The 24,518-nt window shown below is 39.6% G+C and carries 24 protein-coding genes and 1 pseudogene; 14 read left to right on the top strand and 11 right to left on the bottom strand.

Annotated features, from left to right (window positions below; translation table 11 throughout):
* Both CDZ78_RS07540 and CDZ78_RS07535 read left to right on the top strand, forming a co-directional pair.
* On the top strand, positions 1-390 hold a 390-nt coding region (locus CDZ78_RS07540; RefSeq protein ID WP_244559183.1), incomplete at its 5' end, for a transposase.
* Positions 391-447: 57 nt separating this feature from the next.
* The gene (locus tag CDZ78_RS07535) at positions 448-1,041 is read left to right on the top strand and encodes a TetR/AcrR family transcriptional regulator (RefSeq protein ID WP_087869457.1); all 594 of its coding nucleotides are present in this window, start codon (positions 448-450) and stop codon (positions 1,039-1,041) included.
* 137 nt (positions 1,042-1,178) lie between these two features.
* On the opposite strand, the gene CDZ78_RS07530 is transcribed toward CDZ78_RS07535, so the two are convergent.
* The 3 genes from CDZ78_RS07530 to CDZ78_RS07525 form a co-directional block, all read right to left on the bottom strand.
* Positions 1,179-1,826, bottom strand: a complete 648-nt coding sequence (locus CDZ78_RS07530; RefSeq protein WP_140413927.1) for a hypothetical protein — start codon at positions 1,824-1,826, stop codon at positions 1,179-1,181.
* Between the two features lie 181 nt (positions 1,827-2,007).
* A complete protein-coding gene (locus CDZ78_RS21800) occupies positions 2,008-2,163 on the bottom strand; it encodes a hypothetical protein (protein WP_167374212.1) in 156 nt (51 codons plus the stop codon).
* Between the two features lie 222 nt (positions 2,164-2,385).
* The gene (locus CDZ78_RS07525; protein ID WP_087869455.1) at positions 2,386-2,700 is read right to left on the bottom strand and encodes a hypothetical protein; all 315 of its coding nucleotides are present in this window, start codon (positions 2,698-2,700) and stop codon (positions 2,386-2,388) included.
* A gap of 925 nt (positions 2,701-3,625) precedes the next feature.
* Between CDZ78_RS07525 and hrcA the strand changes: the two genes are divergently transcribed.
* The 5 genes from hrcA to dapB all read left to right on the top strand — a co-directional run bounded on the left by hrcA (position 3,626) and on the right by dapB (position 9,718).
* Positions 3,626-4,663: a heat-inducible transcriptional repressor HrcA gene (gene hrcA, locus CDZ78_RS07520; RefSeq protein ID WP_087869454.1), complete on the top strand. Its 1,038-nt coding sequence runs from the start codon at positions 3,626-3,628 to the stop codon at positions 4,661-4,663.
* Positions 4,664-4,872: 209 nt separating this feature from the next.
* Positions 4,873-5,490, top strand: coding sequence for a nucleotide exchange factor GrpE (grpE, locus tag CDZ78_RS07515; RefSeq protein WP_087869453.1), 618 nt, complete (start codon positions 4,873-4,875; stop codon positions 5,488-5,490).
* 94 nt (positions 5,491-5,584) lie between these two features.
* Positions 5,585-7,516, top strand: coding sequence for a molecular chaperone DnaK (gene dnaK, locus CDZ78_RS07510; protein ID WP_087869452.1), 1,932 nt, complete (start codon positions 5,585-5,587; stop codon positions 7,514-7,516).
* Positions 7,517-7,757: 241 nt separating this feature from the next.
* Positions 7,758-8,912, top strand: coding sequence for a molecular chaperone DnaJ (dnaJ, locus tag CDZ78_RS07505; protein WP_087869451.1), 1,155 nt, complete (start codon positions 7,758-7,760; stop codon positions 8,910-8,912).
* A gap of 5 nt (positions 8,913-8,917) precedes the next feature.
* Positions 8,918-9,718 carry a 4-hydroxy-tetrahydrodipicolinate reductase gene (gene dapB, locus CDZ78_RS07500; RefSeq protein ID WP_087869450.1) on the top strand — a complete coding sequence of 267 codons (801 nt, stop codon included), beginning with the start codon at positions 8,918-8,920 and terminating at the stop codon, positions 9,716-9,718.
* A 78-nt stretch (positions 9,719-9,796) separates the two neighbouring features.
* Here dapB and cobT read toward each other — a convergent pair whose 3' ends face one another.
* The 4 genes from cobT to CDZ78_RS07480 all read right to left on the bottom strand — a co-directional run bounded on the left by cobT (position 9,797) and on the right by CDZ78_RS07480 (position 12,638).
* Positions 9,797-10,840 carry a nicotinate-nucleotide--dimethylbenzimidazole phosphoribosyltransferase gene (gene cobT / locus CDZ78_RS07495; protein WP_087869449.1) on the bottom strand — a complete coding sequence of 348 codons (1,044 nt, stop codon included), beginning with the start codon at positions 10,838-10,840 and terminating at the stop codon, positions 9,797-9,799.
* A gap of 2 nt (positions 10,841-10,842) precedes the next feature.
* Positions 10,843-11,367 (bottom strand): bifunctional adenosylcobinamide kinase/adenosylcobinamide-phosphate guanylyltransferase, encoded by a 525-nt coding sequence (cobU, locus tag CDZ78_RS07490; RefSeq protein ID WP_087869448.1) that lies wholly within the window; start codon positions 11,365-11,367, stop codon positions 10,843-10,845.
* A 3-nt stretch (positions 11,368-11,370) separates the two neighbouring features.
* Complete coding sequence (locus tag CDZ78_RS07485; protein ID WP_087869447.1) at positions 11,371-11,814, bottom strand: universal stress protein; 444 nt, start codon at positions 11,812-11,814, stop codon at positions 11,371-11,373.
* Positions 11,815-12,128: 314 nt separating this feature from the next.
* Entirely contained in the window at positions 12,129-12,638 is a 510-nt protein-coding gene (locus CDZ78_RS07480) for a hypothetical protein (protein WP_087869446.1), read from the bottom strand.
* Positions 12,639-12,822: 184 nt separating this feature from the next.
* On the opposite strand from CDZ78_RS07480, the gene CDZ78_RS07475 reads away from it, so the two are divergent.
* The 5 genes from CDZ78_RS07475 to lpoB all read left to right on the top strand — a co-directional run bounded on the left by CDZ78_RS07475 (position 12,823) and on the right by lpoB (position 17,039).
* Positions 12,823-13,098 carry a CsgG/HfaB family protein gene (locus CDZ78_RS07475; protein ID WP_087869445.1) on the top strand — a complete coding sequence of 92 codons (276 nt, stop codon included), beginning with the start codon at positions 12,823-12,825 and terminating at the stop codon, positions 13,096-13,098.
* A 27-nt stretch (positions 13,099-13,125) separates the two neighbouring features.
* The gene (locus CDZ78_RS07470; RefSeq protein WP_087869444.1) at positions 13,126-13,758 is read left to right on the top strand and encodes a hypothetical protein; all 633 of its coding nucleotides are present in this window, start codon (positions 13,126-13,128) and stop codon (positions 13,756-13,758) included.
* A 43-nt stretch (positions 13,759-13,801) separates the two neighbouring features.
* Positions 13,802-15,313 carry a COG3014 family protein gene (locus CDZ78_RS07465; RefSeq protein ID WP_087869443.1) on the top strand — a complete coding sequence of 504 codons (1,512 nt, stop codon included), beginning with the start codon at positions 13,802-13,804 and terminating at the stop codon, positions 15,311-15,313.
* 608 nt (positions 15,314-15,921) lie between these two features.
* A complete protein-coding gene (locus CDZ78_RS07460; protein ID WP_087869442.1) occupies positions 15,922-16,386 on the top strand; it encodes a DUF1425 domain-containing protein in 465 nt (154 codons plus the stop codon).
* Between the two features lie 38 nt (positions 16,387-16,424).
* Complete coding sequence (lpoB, locus tag CDZ78_RS07455; RefSeq protein WP_087869441.1) at positions 16,425-17,039, top strand: penicillin-binding protein activator LpoB; 615 nt, start codon at positions 16,425-16,427, stop codon at positions 17,037-17,039.
* Between the two features lie 511 nt (positions 17,040-17,550).
* Here lpoB and CDZ78_RS07450 read toward each other — a convergent pair.
* Positions 17,551-19,443, bottom strand: a complete 1,893-nt coding sequence (locus tag CDZ78_RS07450) for an ATP-binding cassette domain-containing protein (protein ID WP_087869440.1) — start codon at positions 19,441-19,443, stop codon at positions 17,551-17,553.
* 7 nt (positions 19,444-19,450) lie between these two features.
* On the opposite strand from CDZ78_RS07450, the gene CDZ78_RS21795 reads away from it, so the two are divergent.
* Entirely contained in the window at positions 19,451-19,627 is a 177-nt protein-coding gene (locus CDZ78_RS21795; protein ID WP_167374210.1) for a hypothetical protein, read from the top strand.
* Between the two features lie 239 nt (positions 19,628-19,866).
* Here CDZ78_RS21795 and CDZ78_RS07445 read toward each other — a convergent pair whose 3' ends face one another.
* From CDZ78_RS07445 to CDZ78_RS07435, 3 genes are all read right to left on the bottom strand, one after another.
* Entirely contained in the window at positions 19,867-20,388 is a 522-nt protein-coding gene (locus CDZ78_RS07445) for a YcxB family protein (RefSeq protein ID WP_087869439.1), read from the bottom strand.
* A gap of 458 nt (positions 20,389-20,846) precedes the next feature.
* Complete coding sequence (gene radA, locus CDZ78_RS07440) at positions 20,847-22,217, bottom strand: DNA repair protein RadA (protein ID WP_087869438.1); 1,371 nt, start codon at positions 22,215-22,217, stop codon at positions 20,847-20,849.
* A gap of 156 nt (positions 22,218-22,373) precedes the next feature.
* Positions 22,374-23,939, bottom strand: coding sequence for a sigma 54-interacting transcriptional regulator (locus CDZ78_RS07435; protein ID WP_087869437.1), 1,566 nt, complete (start codon positions 23,937-23,939; stop codon positions 22,374-22,376).
* A gap of 195 nt (positions 23,940-24,134) precedes the next feature.
* Between CDZ78_RS07435 and CDZ78_RS07430 the strand changes: the two are divergent.
* A pseudogene (locus CDZ78_RS07430) lies at positions 24,135-24,398 on the top strand (DUF938 domain-containing protein); the annotation flags it as partial.
* Between the last annotated feature and the right edge of the window lie 120 nt (positions 24,399-24,518).

Raw genomic sequence — 24,518 nt, 5'->3', positions numbered from 1 at the left:
TGGATTGCTTTGTTTACTACCGATTTAAATTTATCCATCACACAGATTATCGAGTATTACGGGGCAAGGTGGAAAATCGAATCCGGGTTCAAAGAACTCAAGCAGGACATAGGTAGCCAGAAAAGCCAGTGCCGTAATGCGCAGGCAGTGACCAACCACCTGAACTTCTGTATGATGGCAACAACGTTAACGTGGATTTATGCTGATCGTTTAAAAACCAATCCGGAACGTCAGCACAAAGTAAAGGGGCGGACCAGTTTTGCCTTTTCAGATATCCGGCGTATCATTGCCGAAGCTGCTTTGGACCCGTATTTTGAAAGGGTTTGCCCCAAATACAGCAGCTCCCCTGTAAATTCGGTGGTAACCGTTTTGTTACGCATGGTCGCTTGATGAATTTCTAGGAAACTTCAGCTAATAATAGACTGGAAGAAATATAAAAAAAACAACATGGATCAGGAAATACAAAAAGACAAAGAAGAACTGCGTAATGATATTTTAATTGCAGCTTTGAAGTTATTTGCAGAAAAAGGTTATTTCAATACATCATTAACTGAAATTGCTGAGCTTTCCGGGGTTAAAAATAGTGCCGGAATTTATAAGCATTTTAAAAATAAACAGGAAATAGCCCAGGCTCTATATCAGTGGATAATAGATAGATTAAGTGTATCTATTGATGATATACGCCGAAGAAACCGTAAATCATCTGAGCAACTCAGAGAAATTGTCGATTTATGGTTTCGATTAACAGATGAAGCACCTGAGGTAATGCTGTTTCTATTAGTGCTTAACGTCAGTGAGTTTTTACCTGATGAAAAGCCAATAATGGAGACCCCGCCATTTGTTAAAATTATTAAAGTTTTACAAAATGGTATCAAAGAGGGAGAGATCAAAGCGATTGATGGTCAGCGTGCCTATTGTCACTTTTTTGGTATTATTGAAAATACCTTAAAACAAGTGTTAACAGGAACCTTAAAGAAAAAAGCTGATTATTACGAGAGTGATGCCTGGTTATCGGCTTGGGCAAGCATTGTAAAGAAATAAATCCTAACTCGGCAACTAATCACACACACGATTGTGTTTGTTGCCAGTTAATTTGTAGAGAGCAGTTAAACAATATAAACGGAATATTTTTGGGCTTCTCAGCTATTGGAAAATAATATAGCTATTTTTCTATCTATTTAACAGTCAGGCGGGGAATACACGTTAATATAGTTGGTTCTCAAATAGCTTGCGCATGCATTATGTTCTTGCAAGGAATCTAGCTCTCTAGTTGGTGAATCCAATACGAGAGCACACTCTGTTGCAGTGCTATTAAATTCAGTGGTTAATATCCAATATTGAAGAAAGGTAGGATTATAAAATTGGACAGCTACTTGTACTTGGTCTACGTTATCAACTTTACAAGTTGGTACTAGCCCTGAGAATCCTCCTGATTGTTCTATTGATCCGTAATTGTCCCACTCAGGTTGGCAAGGGCAATCAGTTGTTATAGGGGGAGGAGCAATTATGGCAGTATCAACATACATGGTGAAAATGGCTCCACCTTCCTCAACGTTATAGCTCCCAGCTCTTGTAATTATCGGCTCAAGCTGGCTAAAAGTAAGGTGTTGTACTGTGCCTGAAATAATAACAGTTGGTGATAATGATTCTCCTGCAACAATAAAATCTGAGCCAGTAAAACCACTGCCATTGAAGATTACTTTATAGCTTAAGCGGTCAATAATAATACTGTTAATTTCAGCTGTCGTATTGGTGACTGAAAACAAGGACAGTATGAGCAGTAATAATGTTGCTTTCTGGGTTGAATGATTGTTATGTTTCATCATGACCACCTTATGATTCTTATTGTACAGTGCTGTTATTCAAGATATTACTCTATTGTTGAGTCATTGACCGTTGCGCAGATATTGTTTGCGATGACATCGCGGCAATAATCTATTTGCTGAGTTTTATTAATTCTTATGTTTACTAGGTCTGTTGCTGGACCACCTATATTATCAATTCGCGTTAACCTACAAACTGATTCTTTAGGAAGATCTGTCGCTTAAAATCAGGGAAACGGAGCCTAAGCGGAGTGATGATTTTTATCTTATTTTTTTCACAAAGTGAGTCATAAAATTTCTTCATCGACTTTTCGATATTTTTTTTATAAGGAAATGACATAAGACAACCACTGAGTAATAAACTGAAGTTTCCCAATAATTATTTATGGTAAAATTGAAACTATGCTACAACTATATGAAAAAAATAGTCTTTTCATTCGTTTCAAATGCTATTGCCTAAGGGGAATTAAGTAGGGGTTTGCTATAAACATGGCAAAACCACCTAAAATAAACCTCGATACACCAGCATTGTGTATTTCAGCTACTCAATAATTGGGAAACTTCAGTCCTGTATTAATGAAGTTACTTTCGTCGTTGCCTGCGCGAATTTTTTTTGTAACACTAGGGTCAGAACATTTTTGTAATTGTTTTTAATCTGTTGTGTTGATTCCACCTGACTAAACCCTGGTTCAGGTATGTCAAAATAAGGCAGGTTTTGTTCTTCCTGTACTTTAAACGATTCTTGAAATATTTCCTTATCGATACTTCTTTCATATAAATCAATCTCAACCCCCCTGATATTGTGCGGCATATGCAGGGAAGAGAATAAAGCAAAAGTTATTAACAAGGACTTTCTGTTTTTTAAATATAGATTCATTTATCTTTCCTTATTCATGGTTATGCTTTGTGTAGACACATTATGGGGCTCTAACGACAATAATCGGCAGGGAGAAGTTCACAACTCTGATCGTATTAAGTATATGTCATCTATGGTCACAAATTTTGGGTACAATTTAAGTGCCGGGTTTGAAATTCAGATTATATATAGGCTCATAATACACGTTTGAATAAGAAATCCAAAACACGAAGTTTATGTTAGAGGTAAAGTTCAAATAAAGTGGTTACATTACATTAATATTTCCCACTTCCTGGCTTAAAATCTTTCTTGAAAAGCTATAAGGTGATTTCTGTCAAAGAATAGTCCAGCTTACTTGTCTTTTTACCCTTCTTCGGCGTTGTGACTACAGTTACATAGTGCAACTATGCGCCTGTAGTCGCGCCCCCTAGCATAGTTTCAATTTTACCATAAATAATTATTGGGAAACTTCAGTTTGTCATCTATGATCACAAATTTTGGGTACAATTTAAGTGCCGGGTTTGAAATTCAGATTATATATAGGCTCATAATACACGCTTGAATAAGAAATCCAAAACACGAAGTTTATGTTAGAGGTAAAGTTCAAATAAAGTGGTTACATTACATTAATATTTCCCACTTCCTGGCTTAAAATCTTTCTTGAAAAGCTATAAGGTGATTTCTGTCAAAGAATAGTCCAGCTTACTTGTCTTTTTGCCCTTCTTCGGCGTTGTGACTACAGTTACATAGTGCAACTATGCGCCTGTAGTCACAACGCCGTATCAAGTATGGGGCAGGCTTTGAAGATGAACAAAAATCCTGCGCAATCTGGACTATTCTTTTCCGACAATCACCTAACAATATTGCTTCTTACTCAATAAACTGTTATTTTCCTTTTCTGTCACTCGCACGACTACAGTGCTGGTAATTATTATTTGAGGCAGATGTGGTACAAACTCCTGAACTAAACGAACGCTCTCAACAGTTACTAAAAAACCTGGTAGAACGCTACATTCACGATGGTCAGCCTGTGGGGTCGCGGGTTTTATCAAAAGATTCGGATTTAAATCTTAGTCCTGCCACTATTCGTAACGTCATGTCAGACCTTGAGGATCTGGGTTTGATTCATTCCCCGCATACGTCGGCTGGACGTGTGCCCACTGTTAGTGGTTATCGTTTTTTTGTCGATACTTTATTGTCAGTTAAACCTTTGCAAGGGCAAGAGCTAGATTTATTAAATGCTGGTTTAACTAATCAAGAGGATGGCGATGTTATCGGTATGGCATCTAAGCTATTATCTGAAACAACGCATATGGCGGGGGTAGTTACATTACCACGTCAAGAGCTGGTCTGCTTACGTCATATAGAGTTTTTACCATTATCCAATACACGTGTGCTGGTTATTTTTGTAACGAACGAACATGAAGTACATAACCGGATTATTCATACCTCAAAAAAGTTTTCTGCTGCGGAATTACAGCAAGCTGCAAATTACCTTACTTCATTATATGCTGGCAAGAGCCTGGCGGCCGTAAGAGAAGCCGTTGTAAATGAAATGCAAGCTGATCAACAACGCGCTACTCAAAGTATGCTGGATGCAGTTAATATGGCACAGCTTGCTTTTAATAATAACGATCAGAGAGAGGATTATATTCTTTCCGGAGAAACTAATTTAATGGGCTTTTCTGAACTATCTGATATGGATCGTTTAAAAGGGCTGTTTGATGCATTTAGTCAGAAGCGTGGAATTATCCATTTGCTGGATAAATGTCTGGAAGCTGATGGTGTGCAAATCTATATAGGTGAAGAGTCGGGTTATCAGGCTTTTGATCATTGTAGTTTAGTCACTTCGCCGTATTCAGTGAATGATGAGGTGGTTGGTGTGTTAGGTGTTATCGGGCCAACACGTATGGCTTATGAGAAAATTATCCCTTATGTCGATGTGACGGCAAAATTATTAGGTGCTGCCTTGAATACCAGGTAAGTACCCCCCATGATAAAAGCAGTTTTTGTGATTATTCAGTGCCCGCCTCTATATGCTGAGTGTAGGGCGCGGCTTTAGCCCGCCAAAATAACCAGAAAGTGTGTTAAAAGCGGGCTAAAGCCACGCTCTACACTTGTTTCTATATGTTTTTGGATATTTGAATAATGATAACATTTTAATGATATACCTATATTTCTGGAGCATATTAAATGAGTAAAGATCAGCCATCCCCGGAGTCCCAATCAGAGAGTGATGTGGTTGAGGGCGTTCTTGAGCAAGACGCTGAACTTGATATTGATGAAGCAACAACCGAGGAAGTTGAAGTATTAGAAGTGGAAGATACTGAACTTTCTATCGAAGAATTGCAAAAGAAGCTGGTTAAAGCAGAGAGCAAAGCCGCTGACAACTGGGATAAAGTTTTGCGGATTCAGGCGGAAATGGACAACCTGAAAAGGCGCACACAAAAAGACTTGGATAGTGCACATAAATATGGCCTGGAAAAATTTGCCAAAGAATTATTAAGTGTTATTGACTCGCTGGAGTTAGGCATACAAGCTGCGACTAGTGACGTGCCTGAAGTTGTTAAATTAAAAGAAGGTAGTGAATTAACGGTTAAGCAATTTGAAACTGTGTTTGCTAAATTTAATATTGAAGCAATTGATCCTATTGAGCAGCCTTTTAATCCTGAATTCCATCAGGCAATGACCATGGTACCTACAGCGGATGCTGAACCCAATACGGTGATTAATGTATTTCAAAAGGGCTATGTTTTAAATGGTCGCTTGATTCGTCCTGCAATGGTCGTGGTTGCTCAGGCGGCTGCATAAATTAAGTCATTTTGACTGGCAGGCTTGAAAAAAAAAATTATAGCCACATATCAGATTTAACTTTTTAAATATATAAACCTTTTTGGAGCATTCAATGGCTAAAATGATTGGAATTGATTTGGGAACGACTAACTCTTGTGTTGCCGTTCTGGAAAATGGTAAAGCACGAGTTATCGAAAATAGCGAAGGTGCACGTACAACCCCTTCTATTATTGCATTTACTAAAGATGACGAAGTATTGGTTGGTCAGTCTGCGAAACGTCAAGCAGTGACTAACCCTGAAAATACTTTATTTGCGATTAAACGTTTAATCGGTCGTCGTTTTAAAGATAAAGAAGTACAAAAAGACATCAAAATGGTGCCTTATAATATCATCGAAGCTGAAAATGGTGATGCCTGGGTCGAATGTCATGGTAAAAAAATGGCTGCCCCTGAAGTTTCGTCACGTATTTTAATGAAACTGAAAAAAGATGCAGAAGCATTTTTAGGTGAAGAAGTTAATGAGGCGGTAATTACTGTACCTGCTTATTTTAATGACTCACAGCGTCAGGCAACTAAGGATGCTGGTCGTGTTGCCGGGCTTGAAGTTAAACGTATTATTAATGAACCAACGGCTGCTGCATTAGCCTTTGGTATGGATCAGACTCCAGGTGATTCTACTATTGCTGTGTATGACTTAGGTGGTGGTACTTTTGATATTTCCATTATTGAAATTGCCGAAGTGGAAGGCGAGCATCAGTTTGAAGTATTAGCGACTAACGGTGATACATTCCTGGGTGGTGAAGATTTCGATTTAAGAATTATTGATTACCTGGCAACTGAATTTAAAAAAGACAATGGCATAGACTTACACAATGACCCATTGGCTTTACAACGCTTAAAAGAAGCGGCTGAAAAAGCAAAAATTGAGTTATCTTCTGCTGAACAGACTGATGTTAACTTACCGTATGTTACAGCTGATGCATCAGGACCTAAGCATTTAAATGTTAAATTAACACGTGCTAAATTAGAATCATTGGTAGATGAGCTAATTCAACGTACTAAAGGCCCATGTGAGACAGCATTAAAAGATTCTGGCTTATCAGCTAAAGATATTGATCATGTTATTTTGGTCGGTGGTCAGTCACGTATGCCGAAAGTACAGGAAATAGTACAAAGTATCTTTGGTAAAGAACCTCGTAAAGATGTTAACCCTGATGAAGCTGTTGCTTTAGGTGCTGCAATTCAGGCAGGTGTTTTAGGTGGTGATGTTAAAGATGTCTTATTACTAGATGTAACACCTCTGTCTCTGGGTATTGAGACTATGGGTGGCGTGATGACTAAGTTGATTGATAAAAATACTACAATTCCAACTAATGCTGCACAAGTGTTCTCGACAGCAGATGATAATCAAACTGCTGTTACGGTCCATGTTTTACAAGGTGAGCGTGAAGTTGCCACAGGTAATAAATCATTAGGTCGTTTTGATCTGTCTGATATTCCACCAGCACGTCGTGGTGTACCTCAAATTGAAGTGACGTTTGATATTGATGCTAATGGTATCTTGAATGTTTCTGCTAAAGATAAGGCAACTGGTAAAGAACAGTCGATTGTGATTAAAGCATCGAGTGGATTATCAGATGATGAAGTTGAACGCATGATTAAAGATGCTGAAGCTCATGCAGAAGAAGATAAAAAAGTCACTGAACTGGTTTCTGCACGTAACACAGCAGAAAGCATGATCAATGCAACTGAGAAATCAATTGAAGAACTAGCTGAGCAAGTCACTGAAGAAGAAAAAACTGCCATTGAAGCTGCTATTGAAGAGCTAAAAGAAGTGGTTAAAGGTGATGATAAAGACGCTATCGAAGAAAAAACAACGGCTTTAACTGAATTATCAGGAAAGCTTGCAGAGCGTGCTTATGCACAACAAGCGGGCGCTGAGGGTGCTGCTGATGTAGAGGGCGCTGCCGAGCAAGCTGCAGATGTTGATGATAGTATTGTTGATGCAGAGTTTGAAGAAGTAAAAGACGACGATAAAAAATAAGTCGTAACAAACCGTTTTTATAATGGAAGGCGCCTCGTCACGGAATAATCTGTGACGGGGCGTTGTTGTGTCAAAGTAGGAGCGGTCTTTAGCCGCGATTACCGATACTTTTTATCGCGGCTAAAGACCGCTCCTACACAGAGTCAAACAGCATAGAATGTTCTGGTATGTAGACAAAGTTGGGAATTAATTTCATAGTAACAGGGGTTAAGCCCTGACAAAGTTAGGGTGTGGACTGAAAATGGCAAAAGAAGACTTTTATAAACTACTGGGTGTTGAAAAAAACGCAAGTGAAGCAGAAATAAAGAAAAGCTATCGTAAGATGGCAATGAAGTATCATCCAGATAGAAATAAAGAAAAGCCACAGGCCGCTGAGAAAAAATTCAAACAGATTAAAGAAGCTTACGAAATATTATCTGATGCACAAAAACGCTCTGCTTATGACCAGTTTGGCCATGCTGGCGTAGATAATTCTATGGGCGGAGGCCCTGGTGGTTTTGGCGGTGGCGGGGCAGAAGGTTTTGGTGATATCTTTGGCGATGTTTTCGGTGATATATTCGGCGGAGGTGGCGGTGGTGGTGGCCGTCAACGTAGTAATGTTCAGCGTGGTGCTGATTTACGCTATAACCTGGAACTTACTCTTGAAGAAGCCGTTGCTGGTACGGAAGCTAAAATCAGAGTGCCAGTATTGGCTACTTGTGGTGAATGTAGTGGATCAGGAGCTAAAAAAGGATCTAAACCGGTCACTTGTTCAACCTGTCAGGGACACGGACAGGTCAGAATGCAGCAAGGCTTCTTTTCTGTACAGCAAGCATGTCCTACCTGTCATGGAACTGGTCAGCAAATCAAAGATCCTTGCCGTAAATGTCATGGACAGGGTCGAGTCCAGGAAAATAAAACCTTATCTGTTAAAGTACCGCAAGGTGTTGATACCGGTGATCGTATTCGCCTGGGTGGAGAAGGAGAAGCGGGAGCGCACGGCGGACCAGCTGGAGATTTGTATGTTCAGGTACAGGTAAAAGACCATGCTATTTTTACTCGTGATGGCGCTAATCTGTATTGTGAAGTACCCATTAGCTTTCCTGCTGCCTGTTTAGGCGGTGATCTGGAAGTCCCTACTCTCAACGGTAAGGTAAAATTAAAAATCCCTGCAGAAACACAGACTGGAAAATTATTCAGGCTGCGTGGGAAAGGTGTTAAGCCTGTACGTGGAGGATCTATTGGCGACTTGATGTGTCGTGTTCAGATAGAAACACCAGTACGATTAACTAAAGATCAGAAAGCCTTGATTGAGAAATTTCGTGAATCTTTATCAAGTGGTGGCAAGCATCATAGTCCACAAGAGCACTCATGGGTTAACGGTGTAAAAAGCTTTTTTGATAAATTAACAGGATAATAACCATGATCAGACTTGCGGTTGTTGGTGCGTCAGGGCGTATGGGCTTGTGTTTGGTTAAAGCTGCCGAGTTAGCAGAAAAAACTACTCTGGGCGCTGCGGTATCGCGTAGCGCTAGTGGTAAAGATGCAGGTGAATTAGCAGGCATTGGATCTTTAAATATCAATATAAATGATGACTTAGGCAGTGTACTGGATCAGTTTGATGTATTAATTGATTTCACGCGCCCAGAGCCGTCTATGCAATATATTGAACAATGTCGCCAGGCAGATAAAAAGGTTGTCATTGGTACGACAGGTTATAGCGAAGAACAGAAAATAGAGATTGCAAAAGCAGCTGAAGATATTGCCATTGTTATTGCGCCGAATATGAGCGTGGGCGTTAATCTTTCGTTAAAACTGTTAGAGATGACTGCGAAAGTAATGGGAGACTATACCGATATTGAAGTAATAGAAGCTCATCATCGGCATAAAGTTGATGCACCATCAGGTACTGCTTTACGTATGGGAGAAGTGATTGCTGATACTTTAGGTCGTGATTTGAAAGACTGTGCCATATACGGGCGGGAAGGCGATACCGGTGAACGAGATCGTAAAACTATCGGTTTTTCCACTATTCGTGCAGGTGATATAGTCGGCGAGCATACTGTTATGTTTGCTGATGAGGGTGAGCGTGTAGAAATTACTCATAAAGCGACTAGCCGAATGACTTTTGCTAATGGTGCGGTACGTGCTGCAGTCTGGTTAGAAGGGCAGAAAAAAGGGCTTTTTGATATGCAGGATGTTTTGGGCCTAAAGGATATTTAAATCGTAGGAGGGGCTTTAGCCGCGAAATATTAACCAGTCGCAGCTAAAGCCCCTCTCACTGCGAAAATAAAACGAGAGTTATACTTTCTGGGAAACTTCAGCCTCTGAAAATGTTGCCATTTGGTTATGTAGTGCGCAGGCCGAACGTAATAAAGGGATGGCAACAGCTGCACCGCTGGCCTCACCTAAACGCATATTAAAATCTAATAGAGGCTTAGCATCTAAGGCTTCTAATATTATTCGATGTCCCTGTTCCTGCGAATGATGGGCATAGATTAGCCATAGTTTTATATCGGGATTTATATAAGTAGCAATCAAAGCCGCTACACTACAGATAAAACCATCAACTAATACGGGTAATTGTTGTTGCGCTGCATATAAATAAGCGCCGGTTAAAGCGGCTATTTCAAAGCCACCCAGAGCCTTTAATATTGTGAGTGGTGCAGAACTAATTTCTTTATGCTTATCTAGTGCCTGTTGTAATATTTTTGCTTTGTGTTCTATGCCGACATTATCCAGGCCGGTACCTGCACCAGTTAATTGCTCTGCATTCAGATTCAGTAATGCACAGGCTATCACCGTCGCGCTACTAGTATTGGCAATGCCCATTTCACCCGCAATAAACAGCTGACTATGATTTGCTAGTGCTCTTGTTACTGCATCTCTGCCCGCTTGTAATGCCTGTAATAATTGTTTGTCAGTCATGGCTGACTGAGTTAAGAAGTTAGCCGTTCCTAGCGCTATTTTTTGATGAATAACATTTAAGCCGGCTAATGAGCTGGCTACGCCGACATCAATTATTTCCAGATGAGCCTGGTGTTGTTTAGCGAGTACACTGATTGCTGCACCGCCTTGTACGAAATTTTTCACCATTTCAGCAGTAACGGTCTGAGGAAATGCAGAAACTCCTGCATCGGCAATACCATGATCAGCAGCAAAAATGCTGATCCAGACCTTATCAACACAAGGTGTATCAGTCGCTTGCATTGCTGCAAGTTGAATAGCCAGTTGTTCAAGATTTCCCAGTGAGCCAGCAGGCTTAGTCAGTTGTTGTTGGCGGTTTACGGCCGATAGTTGACTGCTTTGACTCGGAGAAGGAATAGGGTATTTTAGCCAATCCATTACTAGTGTTTTAGTGCTAGCGGTAGGCCAGCGGTCACTAAAGTTACGTGTGAGCAGATTTTTGCGAGTTGTTGATGCAATCTGCCGGCTTCATCGACAAAACGCCTGCTCATTTTATCCATTGGTACAACTCCCGAACCGACTTCATTGCTGACTAAGCTAATGTCAGTATGTAAGTTAGGTAATATTTCTAGAAGTGACTGCTTTTGTTGTAGAAAAATATCTTCCTGATAGTTTCCCTGAGCATCAAAAAGAATATTGTTTAACCATAAGGTTAAACAGTCTACTAATAGGAAATTCTGCGTGCCTGCGTATTGGCTTAATACATCAGCGAGTAAAATAGGTTCTTCTATGGTTTGCCAGTATCTAGGTCTTTCAGTCTGGTGTTTGTGTATACGTTCCTGCATTTCTTCATCACCTGCAGTCCCCGTGGCAATATAAATAACCTGTTTTTTACTTGCTTCTGCGAGCTGCTCAGCATATTGGCTTTTGCCTGAACGGGCACCGCCTAAAATAAGATGTTGCATGACTTAGTTATCCTGTAAACGTACTGCCAGGACATCACACTTTGCATGATGTAAGACTCCGTTAGCAGTTGAACCTAATAATAATGCCAAACCATGACGTCCATGCGAGCCAAGTACAATTAAATCTACATGCTGCTCTTCAGCCGTCGCTACGATTTCTAGTTTTGCATTCCCCATTTCCAGGAACTGTCTATCTTCAGGAATGCCAAGATGCTTACCTAATTCAGCCAGGCGTTTTTTAGCGGCATTCATTAATTCCTCATTTAAGTCAATATCAAAAGGAATGACAGGGCCGTAGGCAGCGTCAGTTATGGGTAGGTTGTCGACAATATGGATAACACTGAGTTTTGCATTATATTTTGTGGCTAGATAATGTGCTTTTTGAGCTACGAATTCACCATGCTCTGAAAAATCAGCAGCTAATAAAATATGTTGATAATTATTCATAGGAGATTCCTTAAGTAATTGACTTTAACTAATCTAACATTTTTAGTGCCAAGTGCCCACTAGATATCAGCAAAGTATAGACGGTGTTTTATGAAAATATTGATCTGTATTAGAAACAGTCTAAATTAAAGCTGACAGGAATTAACTTAGGAATGATATCCGAAAGTCCAGATTCTAATGTGGCTAGCGGAATACAGAAAAAAGTAGCGTACTCACTTCCCCGTATTCCGCTAGCTCCATACGGGCTACACAACCATGGGTTTTATTTTGTCTGGTTCCCTAGACAAGTGGCAAAGGTTTTTTTTCTGCTGTTATTATGCAGAGCTGATGGCAGGGAATAATAAGCCTATGATTTGTGAGGCACTAAAGATATACAAAAAGGCAATACCTAAAGCAAAAGCAAAGGACTTATCTAAGGCATGGCGAATGATATGTGTTGTTACCAGCCAATGCCATATCATAAGGGCAAGCATGGCAAAAAAAGCAAGTATATTATTAGGGTCAAGGTTGAGCGTTGCAATAATGGGCATGGCACAAATACTGATAAGAGCATCCGTACCGAGTAGGGCGCATATGGTTTGCACTAGGCGACTTAGTTTGTTTGCAAGGCTAAGCATCAGGCCGGCAAAGCCAATTATAAGTATGATTTCTACAGCAGCCTGGAGTAGGGCACTCAAAGTATCTGTTGATACGTGGATTAATAAATAGCCCGTCACGGCATAGGCAAGGACTGTTAGGCGCAAAACCAGTTGAGAGTGTGGGATATCTTGCGGCCTTTTCTTGAATGAACAGATATTAAAGAGTAGGTTTAGGTAGGCGTACATAAGTGTTCTTATTAAAAAATAATAATGAAAAATAGCCTGTAAAAGGTTATACGATAAAGAAATTATGTCATTATACTGCCTTTTGACCTAGCGGCTTGTTAACGTAATATATAAAATCATACAGTATCCGTATAGTGTTACTTTATGGAGTATAATTTATTAGGAATTTATAAGGACAATTATTATGCAAAAAATTATCGTTTTACTCATAGCTATGTTTTTTGTAGGAACCTCGTATGGTGCGCCCGCGGGCCAACCTACAATGGCAGTACTTCCATTTCAACTTAGTCAGTTCATTGATACAACTAACATAGGTGAAATGGCTATAACACGTACATTGGCAGAGCGAGAGTTTTCTAATCAGCTAATACAGTTTCTTGCGAAATCAAGAAAATTTAATATGCTGACCCGTACGCAAATTGATAAAGTCATCAATGAAAATAGATTAACTGAATCATAGTGGGCAGAGCCGGGGCAAATAGAACTAATGGGTAAACTTCTGGTTGCTGATTATCTGGTAACAGGTGTTATTAATCGGTTTGAAGTTAATGCCGTGAGGCAGAATATAGCCATAACTGGAGAAACATTACCCAGATTGGTGGCAACATTTAAAAGTCAGTTCCAGATTATTGAAAGTAGTACGGGCAAGATTGTTTTAGCAGACCAGGTCATTCAGAAAATAAGATTTGATGAAATACGCCGGGAAATCCCCTCAACTGAAAGACGATACTGGACAGATGCTGATTATAAAGATTTGTTGTTTAGCAAAGCTGCAACCGAGGTCGGTAATGCGATTCTGGCTGGGATATACCCGATAAAGGTTGTTAAGGTGTCAAGTACAGGCGTGGTGTTAAATAGAGGCAAAGGGGTAGGGGGTAAGCAATGTCTAGTGATTAATCAGGGAGAGGCTATAATTGACATAGATACGGGTGAGTCATTGGGAGGGTCAGAAGAGCAGGTTGGTCTGGTCGAAGTGACATCTGTCGAAGGCAAATTCAGCAAAGCAAAAATAATATTTGGGGCTGGGCAAATTCAATATGGAGATATTTGTAGAATCCAGAAAACAGTTCAAAAAGAGGAAGAGGCTGCTGCTTATCCAAGAGTTACTCCAGGGTGGTAAGAGACTTAGCAACTAATTTTAATTCCAGTTAAGCTAGGCTAATATGAACAAGTATTTTTATAAATTGAAATTAAGTATTTTGCCTGTGGCATGTACTATTATTCTGTCTACGGGGTGCTCATCAATCATTGATGCCAGAAAACAGAAGATACCCTATATGGAAACCTATTATTCAGGGGGTATAGAACTTGCAGCGACAGATTTAACCGAAAAAAGTGAGGATAGGTCTGATACCGGTGATGAGTTGATGTGGGCACTGGAAGCCGGTACGGCTAATTACACCGCAGGCAGATACCAAAAAAGTTTGAGTGAATTCGAACAATCAGAACGACTCATTCAGGATTTTGATCAACGAGCGGTCTTAAATGCCCGGGCGGCAGGATCGAAAGTCGGATCTGCACTGACAAACCCAAACGCACTACCTTATCAAGGTATGTATCTGGACAGGGTTATGCTTAATGCATATAAAGCATTTAATTACTTTGCACTTAATGATTCTGTAGGTGCACAAGTTGAATTACGTAGAATGCGCGAAGCTCAAAAGCAAGTAGTAAAAAAGTTTGCTGATGAAATTCAGGCGAGTCAGAAAGAGATAGATGCTCAGGTTAGAAAAAATCAGCAAGAAAGCCGATCTTTCGGCAATGAAAATACTAGTGTCCCTTTTAGTACCATTGTCAAAAACTCTGCTGTTAATGAAGCCTATACGACATCTGCTAATAAAGCTAACAAACTATATGGTAGTCCTGCCAACCCATTTGTCAGTTATTTTTCCGCGCTAGGTTATTTAATTGAAAATAATTATGCGGAAGCATTGGTAGATTTTCGTAACCTGTATAGAATGAATCCGCATAATAAGCTAATCCAAAGAGATTATGTCACTGCTGCTACACGTATCGGCAGTGAACTTCCAATGGAGTTAGCAGGCATTCAACCTTTTGATTATGCTCTTAATAATAAAATAGTTTTTGTCGTTTTATTTAATGGTCGTGCACCCGCGCTTAAACAGGAAAAGTTTCAAATAGTTCTACCCTATGTGGGTTATACCGGAATAGCATTTCCCAAGTATGAGTATTTTCCGGTTTTATTACCTGGTCTTGACGTTGGTTACCGGTTTAACAATAAAGAACAAACCGCTAGAACAGAGTTAGTGTCTGATTTTGATGCCATTATGTCTCAGGAATACCATGATAAACTGCCATCAATGATTACTCGACTAGTTATTTCGACTTTAACCAAAGAAATGGCAAGTTATGCAATTGTTCATGCGGCCAATCAAAGTGGGAGAGGCGAGGCACAAATTGCAGCGTATGTACTGACTGGAGCCTATAAATTCATGTTTAATACTGCTGATACGCGAGGCTGGGAAACGCTACCTAAAGAAGTGCAGGTAACTCATGTTCCCATACCTGATGATGGGGTTTTAAGGGTTAGTCCAATAGGGATGGGCGGGCAAAGTAGAGAGATAGTTTTGAAAAAAGATACTAATATAGCTATTGTCTATATTCGAGCTTTATCAGCAAATAAACTTAATTATAAATTAATTGAATTACAATAAGGGAAATGGAAAAATTAAATCATTCAAAATTAGACGACTAATTCAACGCTTGAAAATTTCAGAGAAACTATAGCAGCTCTGAAAGCTACGCGATGCGCACCCTACCGCAATATTTCCTGTTAAGTGGGTAGTCGAAATTATCCACAAAGATTATTGAATCTAGCTTATTAACGTTTAAAAATTGGACGGTTATTTATTTCCGTCTCCCTAAGTCTTTATTGTACTGAAGTTTCCCAATAATTATTTATGGTAAAATTGAAACTATGCTTGGCTTTCAGGTAAATAATTTCCATTCATTCTGGGCAGTCAGAAATGCTCGGAAGCGGGATCTTTAGTCCCGCATGCTTGGACGGGACTAAAGATCCCGCTTCCGAATATTGCTTGAAAATTTCAGAGAAACTATAGCAGCTCTGAAAGGTACGCGATGCGCACCCTACCGCAATATTTCCTGTTAAGTGGGTAGTCGAAATTATCCACAAAGATTATTGAATCTAGCTTATTAACGTTTAAAAATTGGACGGTTATTTATTTCCGTCTCCCTAAGTCTTTATTGTATAGCCCCTATAAATAAATGGTTATAGTTATAAATTTAATGGAAAGGATGGAATGTGAAAAAAATCTATATCATTAGTATAAGTTGTTTATTACTTATCGGTTGTCAGGCAACTGTTAATACGGTAGAAAATGAACAAAAAACCATGCAGGTTAATGCCGTGGATATGGCAAAGGTTTCAACCGATGCATTCCTTAAAGATCGGTTGGAAATCCTTAGTGTTAATAAAAAGGAGCTTGCGGATGGCTTACTCAAGGTACAAGTAACGGCACGGAATGTTAGAACCGGGTTTTGGGATCAGGCTTCGTCCTGGTATATGGGGGATAACCCTTATCAGATTGCTTACCGTTTCACATGGTTAGATATTGATGGCATGGAAGTCAATACTGCCGCGAGTACCTGGATACCAATGACCGTTGTTCCAGGTGATACCGTTCGGCTTCATGCTATCTCCCCTAATCCCAGATGTAAGGATTTTATTCTGAGTATAAGAGAGAATGATGCAGCTAGACGCTTTTAAACTTTCAAAACCAAGTTAATAAGAATATAGGAAAAAAAATGAACAAAAAAATTATTTCACTGATTGGAATTATTATTACTGCACTATTTTTGACAGGGTGTGGTCCATCAGTAAAGCGTATAGATGCAACTGGAAATGAAGGGTTAGTTACAGTCGATGAAGTTGATTTTAAAGACTGGCAGATTGCTGCTGAAAAAGGTATTAATTCATTGTTGGAATCTGGCGTACTTAGTCGTGCTGACGGACGCAAAACAATATTAATGATCAGCACAGTAAAAAATTCGACTACACAGCATTTTAATACACGAATCCTTACTGATAAGATCAGACAGGCAGTATTACGTTCTGGTAAGGCACTAACTACTACTGCTGTTGGTGGGAATGGTCCCGATGATGCTGCCAGTAAACAGGTACGTAGGCTGGAAGAGGATGATATGTTTAACCAATCTACAGTGCAAAAAAGAGGCACAGCAATTGCTCCTGATATGAGTTTTTCTGGTGAAATTGTACAGCAACAAAGCTCGCAAGGCAGAATGCGTGAAACATACTTTTTCTTTCATATGGCAGTAACAGACTTGGCAACAGGGTTGGCACTTTGGGAAGACAATGTGGAAATTGTAAAGCAGGGGAAAAAGCCAATGATGGGCTGGTAGGATAGATTGAAAGAAACAGTTCACAGTCAGTGACTTGTTTTAAAGTTCAAATATGAGTGTAAGGGAGATACCACCTATTCAAGGGGGTATCTCTAAAAACCGAGTATTCCATCACTGTGAAGGGGGCGAGGTATTACCTGTATGCTTTGTTAAATTTAGCACCTCTAGCTTTATCCTTATAATTAATACATGATTTTAGGATAGGACGAGAATTCAACAATACCCGAGCCTGAATTCCTTTTGACCACACAGCCGCACTAGAAAAACAGTTGCGCAGCTGTGCAGCTAAAATACTACGTCATACTTTCGAGTCTTATTAATTGGCTCCTAGGGCGAATTAATAAGACGCACTTGATGGATTAAACTCTGTTCTACAAGTTGCAAAAAGAAAAGCAAGAGTATAGAAAACTAAATACTTTTAAACGATTGGTTGTTTATTGATTGGAAAACTCGATTTTTCATGAGTGAATGCTAATTTTTTACCTACTTATAATGCAAAAGAGCCTAAAAATTAACCTTCACTGGCTTCAAGCTGTTCGCTGATTTCCATCCATTCCAGTTCGGTTTCTTCTAACGCTTGATCAACCTGAGCTTTGTCCTGTAGCACTTGCTTTAAACGTGCTTTATTCAATTCTTCATATAAACTGGTTTCAGCCAACTGATTTTCTAGTTCTTTCTGTTGTTGATGAAATTTTTCCAGCGCTTTATCTGCTTTTTTTAAGGCATCATATAAAGGTTTTAATTTTTTGCGTCGTTCTGCATCTAGTTTACGTTGTTCTTTTTTATTAATACCAGGTGCATTAGTGGTATTTTCAGAGTTATCATTATTCAATAGTTTTTGTTCGTTAAGCCACAGGCGGTAATCGTCTAAATCTCCATCAAAAGATGTGGCAGTACCATTGGCAACTAGATAGAGTTGATCAGTAACCGAGCGCAGCATATGCCTATCATGTGAGACGATAATAATCGCACCTTGGTAATCCTGTAGGGCAACACTTAGTGCGTGGCGCATTTCCAGATCCAGGTGGTTAGTAGGCTCATCAAGTAATAATAAATTAGGATTCTGGTAGACCAGTATAGCAAGTACTAAGCGCGCTTTTTCGCCGCCTGAAAATGGGGCGAGAGGATCGGAAGTTTTATCATCTTTGAAATTAAATCCACCGAGGAAATTACGCAATTCCTTTTCAGTTGCCTTAGGATTTATTTTTTGTAAATGCCATAAAGGGTTTTCATCAAGGTGTAATTGTTCTAACTGATGCTGGGCGAAATAGCCTAGTTTTAAGGTATCAGCAAACTGGATTTCACCCGAATTGATACCGAGCTCATTGGCTAGAACCTTGATAAGAGTTGATTTACCAGCACCGTTTGGACCTAATAGCCCAATCCGGGCTCCAGGAGCAATAAATAAATTAACATTATTTAATATATTTTTTTCATCGTAGCCTATGCTCACATTTTCAAGCTTAATCATAGGATTAGGCAGTTTTTCAGGTGTAGGAAAGCTGAAATGAAAAGGCGAGTCTACATGTGCCTGGGCGATAAGTTCCATGCGCTGTAAAGACTTAATTCGGCTTTGGGCCTGTTTGGCCTTGGTCGCCTGGGCACGAAAACGGGTGATAAAACTCTGGATATGGGCGATTTCACGCTGTTGTTTTTCATACGATGATTGCTGAAGGGCTAGTTTTTCGGCACGTATTTTTTCAAAAGCTGAATAATTACCGGTGTATATCGTTGCTACTTGATTTTCTATATTGACGATATGGTCGGCAATTGTGTCTAAAAACTCACGGTCATGAGAAATAAGTAATAAAGTACCAGGATACTTACATAGCCAGTCCTGTAAAAAAATCACAGCATCCAAGTCTAAATGGTTGGTCGGTTCATCCAGTAATAAGACATCTGATCGGCACATCAAAGCCTGGGCAAGATTTAAGCGCACTCGCCACCCCCCAGAAAAGGAGCTTACGCTCAGTTGTTCCTGAGGTTGCTTGAATCCTAAGCCATTCATAAGTCGAGCGGCTCTTGCCGTGGCAGTATAGCCACCGATAATGTCCATTTTGGAGTGTAACTCAGCTTGTTTGATACCGTTATCGTCTTGTTCGGCTTTAATAATATCTTGCTGTACCTGACGCAGTTCGACATCGCCATCAATAATATATTCGATGGCCGCTTGTTCTGTTGCGAGCGTTTCCTGAGCAACATGAGCGATCTCTAGTTGCGGAGGCATGGTAAAATCTCCCGCATCAGGATGTAGTTCGTCGCGTATTAGCGCAAAGAAACTAGATTTTCCAACGCCATTTGCACCGGTGATGCCAACTTTTTGGCCTTTGTGCAGGGTAAAACTAGTGTTGGCAAATAAGACACGAGTACCTCGGCGTAGGGAAATATTTTTAAAATTAAGCATAAACAGAATGGTAAAGACAAAGAAACAACAGAACCCTGTGTTTAAACCACAGGATCGTTACTATATTAATGGACAAGGTTGGTGGTTTTTTACGATCGAGATGATTAGTGGTCCATTTAGCAGCAAACCAGACTGTGTAGATGCCTGTAGGCATTATATTCAAAAGCGTGAGGGTGTTTTATGAAAGCCCTGTGGGGGGGGGCTTTACATAAGGAGATAGAAACCAGTAGATGCTTCGTAAGTTATTGCAAACTTCTGCATACAAATCAGTCAAGCAGAGTGCAGTTTTTAGCAAGAATCTAGTTAAGACTCCTGTTAAAGCTTGTGCCCATGCTTGATTGGGTGGGCATTGAGGAGTGACAGATATTTAGATTTGCTTAAGTCAAGGCTTGTCCTTGTGGTTTTTGATAAAGCAAACAGCGCTTATCCGTATAAGCCGATCATTTTTTTAACTTGTTTGGAAAATTCCTGTATATCACCAGCAGTAACTGATTCGATTGGAATAACCAATGCCGCGCCGTTTTCGAGAATGATATGGATGTAATTCCGAATATGTTCAATGCGTAAAATAGTTTTCCAGGGCATTTTATTTTTACCGCTAGGTGACTTCTCGGCCAAAGCTTTAGGGTCAATTCTTAAGGTATAGTGACCAAACATTGCGAGTTTTTCTCTATCTGTATAGCTTTTTAATATTTGTCTACGAAAGCTTAATATAATAACTTGTGGAATAACGATAGCCCAGCAAATAGAAATGGTGACAATATAAAGAGCAGTACGATAATCACTGTAATAGGACCAAAGGAACAGACCAAATATAGCCAGAATTCCAGGGAAAAATAAGCGGTTTCTTTTTAATTTCTTTTGTAAATCTTCCGATTGATCAATTTGTAATTCATTGTAATGAACTAAATCTCTTTCACCGAATTCATATTCTATTTCAAGCATTGCTGGCCCTTTTATGTCTTGTGTGCAGAATCTTGCAGTTTATTATTGTTTTATCTTCGTCATTATAACCTTTAGTTCCTTCAGTGGCAGTATAAATCGTTTAGTGCTCATTTAGTCACGAGGAATAAAAATGAAATTAAATACGACGGAGATAAATAAGCTCACACCTTCAACCAGCATGGTAGGAATTACGGTGAACAATCACGCTCTAGTGAGCTAGTTAAAAGCATCAGGCATCAGCGTTTATTTCAACTATAAGGGCCCCCATAAGCTAAGGCACAAAAGATCGGTGCGTATGACTACAGTGTGTTCAAAAAACCGACAGACCCATTAACCTTTAATAGAATGTTAGGAATGCGGCCGAAAGTCCACGTTCTAATGTAGTCCGTATTTCGCAAGCTTCATACGGGCTACACAAAGTTTTGAGTTTTATTAAATTCTGGATGCTTATGGAAGTTTTAACTTATATCATGAAGAGCAGTCAAGGCTTCAGTTAAACTGCTTACAGGGAAAATCTTTAAACCGGCAATTTCTTTTTTGGGTGCATTTGCTTTGGGGATAATGGCTTTTTTAAATCCATGTTTTGCTGCGTCATTAAGGCGAGCATAACCGTTGGCTACGGGTCTTATTTCGCCGTTTAAGCCCAGTTCTCCAAAGAAAAAACTATCGTGTGGTACCACTGTATCTTTCAGGCTGGAAACAATGCTGATAAGAATGGCAAGGTCGGAGCTCGTTTCAGTGACTTTAATACCGCCTACCACATTGGCATAGATTTCATCACTGGCAGTAAATATTCCTCCATGGCGGGTTAATATTGCCAGCAGCATAGCTAGACGATTTTGGTCGAAACCTACGGCTAAACGGCGCGGATTACCATACTGACACTCAGTTACTAGAGCCTGTATTTCCACTAATAGAGGGCGAGTACCTTCCCATAATACAGTAACAACACTACCTGGAAATGGTTTTTCAGTACGGTTGAGAAACATTGCTGAAGGATTTTTAACTTCTTTTAAGCCTGTGCTGTCCATAGCAAAAAAACCGAGCTCTCCGACACTGCCAAAACGATTTTTATCTGCTCTAAGTACCCTAAACCGGGCGTCATCAGTCGAGGCAAGAATAAGTTGAGTGTCGACAATATGGCTTAAGGTCATTGGTCCAGCCAGAGACTGATCTTTTGTTACATGACCCACCATAAAAATCGAGACATTATTTTTTTTTGCATATTGTGTTAAATAACTTGCTGACTCCTTAACCTGTGAAACTGATCCAGGTGTAGAATCAGAACTTTGTGTATGCATTACCTGGATAGAATCAATAACTAGAATGCTGGGTTTTATTTCATCAAGAGTATTACAAATACTCTGTACTGAGGTCTCAGTCAGCATTTTTATTTTGTTTAGCGGTAGGCTAAGACGAATAGCGCGTTCAGCTATTTGTTGTAAAGATTCTTCACCGGAAACATAGAGTACGCTGATATCTTGATTGGCAAGGTTTGCGATGACTTGTAATAACAAGGTGCTTTTTCCGGCTCCTGGTGTGCCACCAATTAATACCACGCCACCGCGTACGATACCACCACCAAGGACACGGTCAAATTCGGAAATACCTGTAGCAAGGCGTTCTGTTTGAGTTAAATTAACTTCAGATAAAAAGTGTACAGTGCTTGTTGTGCCGCTATAACCAAGGTGCTGTGAGTTAGCCGGATCTTGGCCCAGGCGTACTTCCTTTATGGTGTTCCAGGCTTTGCAGGCGCTACATTGGCCGGCCCAGCGGGGTGAATCAGCACCACAATCGGTGCATACATATGCAGTTGTTTTTTTTGCCATAAGATTTGTTTGATATTAAGAAATGACATTCGTCATGTGCCAGGTGGTAGTCTTTGGCTTATTCAGGTCCAGTATTTTGAATGAATATATCTAAAATTATTGAATTTAGCTTAGTTATGTAATTATCTGGAACTGCTTTGAGGGTGTTTTTGTTTATTATGTACGGTACTTATCAGGGTTAATTTTATACTTGTTTAATTTGTTGTAAACAGCCCGGGTTGAAATTTCCATGTGTATGGCTATTTCTTTGATATTGCCATGGTACTGTTTTAGTGATGCATTTAAATATGCTTTTTCAACCTCTTCAATAGCTTGCTCTTTCCTCTGTTTCCAGTCGACAGTTATCGAGGGAGGAATGTCGCTATCTAGCTTTAATTCTGTGATTTCTTTTCCTGTAGTAAATAATAGACTACGCTCTAGTGTATTTTCCAGTTCTCGAACATTACCTGGCCATTGAAAAGCAGATATTTGCTGCATAACGTTATGACTGACAGAGTTAATAGTCTTATTATGTTTTTTACTCATACGTTGTAAAATTAAATTTACCAATGCCGGCAAATCCTCGTGTCTTTCAATTAATGCGGGTATTTCTAGTTTAACGACATTAATACGGTAATATAAGTCATTACGGAATGAACCCAGTTCAACTTGTTCTAGCAGATTGATGTTGCTTGCAGAGATGATACGTACATTGACCTGAATAGCATGTGTGCCACCAACCCGCTCTAATTCTCCTTCCTGCAAAACTCTGAGCAAGCGTGTCTGTGCTGCTGGAGATAATGAGTCAACTTCATCAAGGAAGAGGGTTCCACCTTCGGCTCTTTCAAAATATCCCTGATGTACCTCTATTGCACCAGTAAAAGCACCTTTTTCATGTCCAAATAAGGCACTTTCCAGCAAGCTTTCTGCGATTGCGCCACAATTTATCGGCACAAATGTTTTCTCACAGCGCTCGCTCATCGCGTGTATAGCCCTAGCAACCAGTTCTTTGCCTACGCCAGTTTGCCCTTGAATAAGGATGGTAGCCGAAGTTGGGGCAATCATTTCTATGGACTGTAATACTTTTTTCATTCCTTCTGAGTTGGCAATGATTACGGGTGGCTGGTATTTTTTTACGTGTTTATTGCTTTGCTTACGCCAGATTTTTAGCATACTTTCCTCAATCCGTGATTGTAGTACCTCAAATCTTGGGTCATGTTTATTTTCATCCATGAACTCTCGATACTCAATGCCAGGTCTATCCTTTGCACTCTCTGGGTCAAGGTGGATGTAAACTTCACAGCTCCCATCTTGCTGGGCAATGCTTTTCGCAATTTCAACTTTTGCATAACCAAAATTACGAGCCGCAATTCCACCAAATACACTGGATGTCATACGACATAATTCAGGAGAGTTGACGACTTCTTCACCAAAGGGGCAGCTACTATTACACATAGTAATACGTTCCTGAGTGCAAGACGATAATGAAAAATTACCGCCTATATTATTTTTGAGACCTAAAATTAATTCGATATAGCTTTCTTTATTCAGTGGCTTCTTTTTATTATCTTTACCTGATGAACGATAGACTTCTTCAAAAAATCGGCCGGCTGTCAAAGCTATATTTTCAATTAATTGCTGGCTTTGTTCTGTCCCTAATTGTTCGCTAGCATGCATCAGTTCGATAATAAACGTTTGTAGAAAGGTGATTGGGGTTAAATCAGAAAGGGAGATTTTATTCATGATTATAAAGTGAAGTTATTTTTCAATTAATGAATTATAACTTCACAATGTAGAAAAACAAATATGCAGGGTCTTGATATATATAGGTACTAAAATTGGCATGTATTATGCTAGTTGTCGTATAAGAACAGAGGTTACTGATGCAGTATATTTTTGCATCGTTGAAATATTAATAATAATGAAATGGGGTTTCATATGAGCACTGAAAAGCCACCTTTAGACCCACACCCATTAAGTGAATATGTTGCCTGGGCAGGCAACCGTAACCGTGAGCCTATCCTCGGCGTATTAAAAGAAAAGTTAGCTAAAGATTCAGGTAGCGTACTGGAAATGGCTAGCGGGAGTGGTATGCATATAAACTTTTTTGCACCGCATTTTGAACATTTGCATTTGCATTTTCATCCTTCAGATAAAGATATTGAGGTTTTTGACAATATTAAAAAGCTAAGGAATAAGCACGAAACAACTTCCCGATATTAATTATTTTTGAGGAATTGCACGGTAATTCCATTTTGGTAAGTGTGTATCAAATACAATCGGCATTATTTCTTTGAAGTCAGCGGCATATTTTCGTCCTGT

The sequence above is a fragment of the Bathymodiolus platifrons methanotrophic gill symbiont genome (genome assembly GCF_002189065.1).
In the GTDB taxonomy this organism is placed as follows: Bacteria; Pseudomonadota; Gammaproteobacteria; order Methylococcales; family Methylomonadaceae; genus Methyloprofundus.
This window is presented reverse-complemented; position numbering and strand designations above follow the sequence as displayed.

Bases quoted from the DNA above. Each gene is read 5' to 3' on its own strand.
- CDZ78_RS07535 (WP_087869457.1), top strand. From the start codon at position 448: ATGGATCAGGAAATACAAAAAGACAAAGAAGAACTGCGTAATGATATT.
- CDZ78_RS07530 (WP_140413927.1), bottom strand. From the start codon at position 1,826: ATGATGAAACATAACAATCATTCAACCCAGAAAGCAACATTATTACTG.
- CDZ78_RS21800 (WP_167374212.1), bottom strand. From the start codon at position 2,163: ATGTCATTTCCTTATAAAAAAAATATCGAAAAGTCGATGAAGAAATTT.
- CDZ78_RS07525 (WP_087869455.1), bottom strand. From the start codon at position 2,700: ATGAATCTATATTTAAAAAACAGAAAGTCCTTGTTAATAACTTTTGCT.
- grpE (WP_087869453.1), top strand. From the start codon at position 4,873: ATGAGTAAAGATCAGCCATCCCCGGAGTCCCAATCAGAGAGTGATGTG.
- dnaK (WP_087869452.1), top strand. From the start codon at position 5,585: ATGGCTAAAATGATTGGAATTGATTTGGGAACGACTAACTCTTGTGTT.
- dnaJ (WP_087869451.1), top strand. From the start codon at position 7,758: ATGGCAAAAGAAGACTTTTATAAACTACTGGGTGTTGAAAAAAACGCA.
- dapB (WP_087869450.1), top strand. From the start codon at position 8,918: ATGATCAGACTTGCGGTTGTTGGTGCGTCAGGGCGTATGGGCTTGTGT.
- cobT (WP_087869449.1), bottom strand. From the start codon at position 10,840: ATGGATTGGCTAAAATACCCTATTCCTTCTCCGAGTCAAAGCAGTCAA.
- cobU (WP_087869448.1), bottom strand. From the start codon at position 11,367: ATGCAACATCTTATTTTAGGCGGTGCCCGTTCAGGCAAAAGCCAATAT.
- CDZ78_RS07485 (WP_087869447.1), bottom strand. From the start codon at position 11,814: ATGAATAATTATCAACATATTTTATTAGCTGCTGATTTTTCAGAGCAT.
- CDZ78_RS07480 (WP_087869446.1), bottom strand. From the start codon at position 12,638: ATGTACGCCTACCTAAACCTACTCTTTAATATCTGTTCATTCAAGAAA.
- CDZ78_RS07475 (WP_087869445.1), top strand. From the start codon at position 12,823: ATGCAAAAAATTATCGTTTTACTCATAGCTATGTTTTTTGTAGGAACC.
- CDZ78_RS07470 (WP_087869444.1), top strand. From the start codon at position 13,126: ATGGGTAAACTTCTGGTTGCTGATTATCTGGTAACAGGTGTTATTAAT.
- CDZ78_RS07465 (WP_087869443.1), top strand. From the start codon at position 13,802: ATGAACAAGTATTTTTATAAATTGAAATTAAGTATTTTGCCTGTGGCA.
- lpoB (WP_087869441.1), top strand. From the start codon at position 16,425: ATGAACAAAAAAATTATTTCACTGATTGGAATTATTATTACTGCACTA.
- CDZ78_RS07450 (WP_087869440.1), bottom strand. From the start codon at position 19,443: ATGCTTAATTTTAAAAATATTTCCCTACGCCGAGGTACTCGTGTCTTA.
- CDZ78_RS21795 (WP_167374210.1), top strand. From the start codon at position 19,451: ATGGTAAAGACAAAGAAACAACAGAACCCTGTGTTTAAACCACAGGAT.
- CDZ78_RS07445 (WP_087869439.1), bottom strand. From the start codon at position 20,388: ATGCTTGAAATAGAATATGAATTCGGTGAAAGAGATTTAGTTCATTAC.
- radA (WP_087869438.1), bottom strand. From the start codon at position 22,217: ATGGCAAAAAAAACAACTGCATATGTATGCACCGATTGTGGTGCTGAT.
- CDZ78_RS07435 (WP_087869437.1), bottom strand. From the start codon at position 23,939: ATGAATAAAATCTCCCTTTCTGATTTAACCCCAATCACCTTTCTACAA.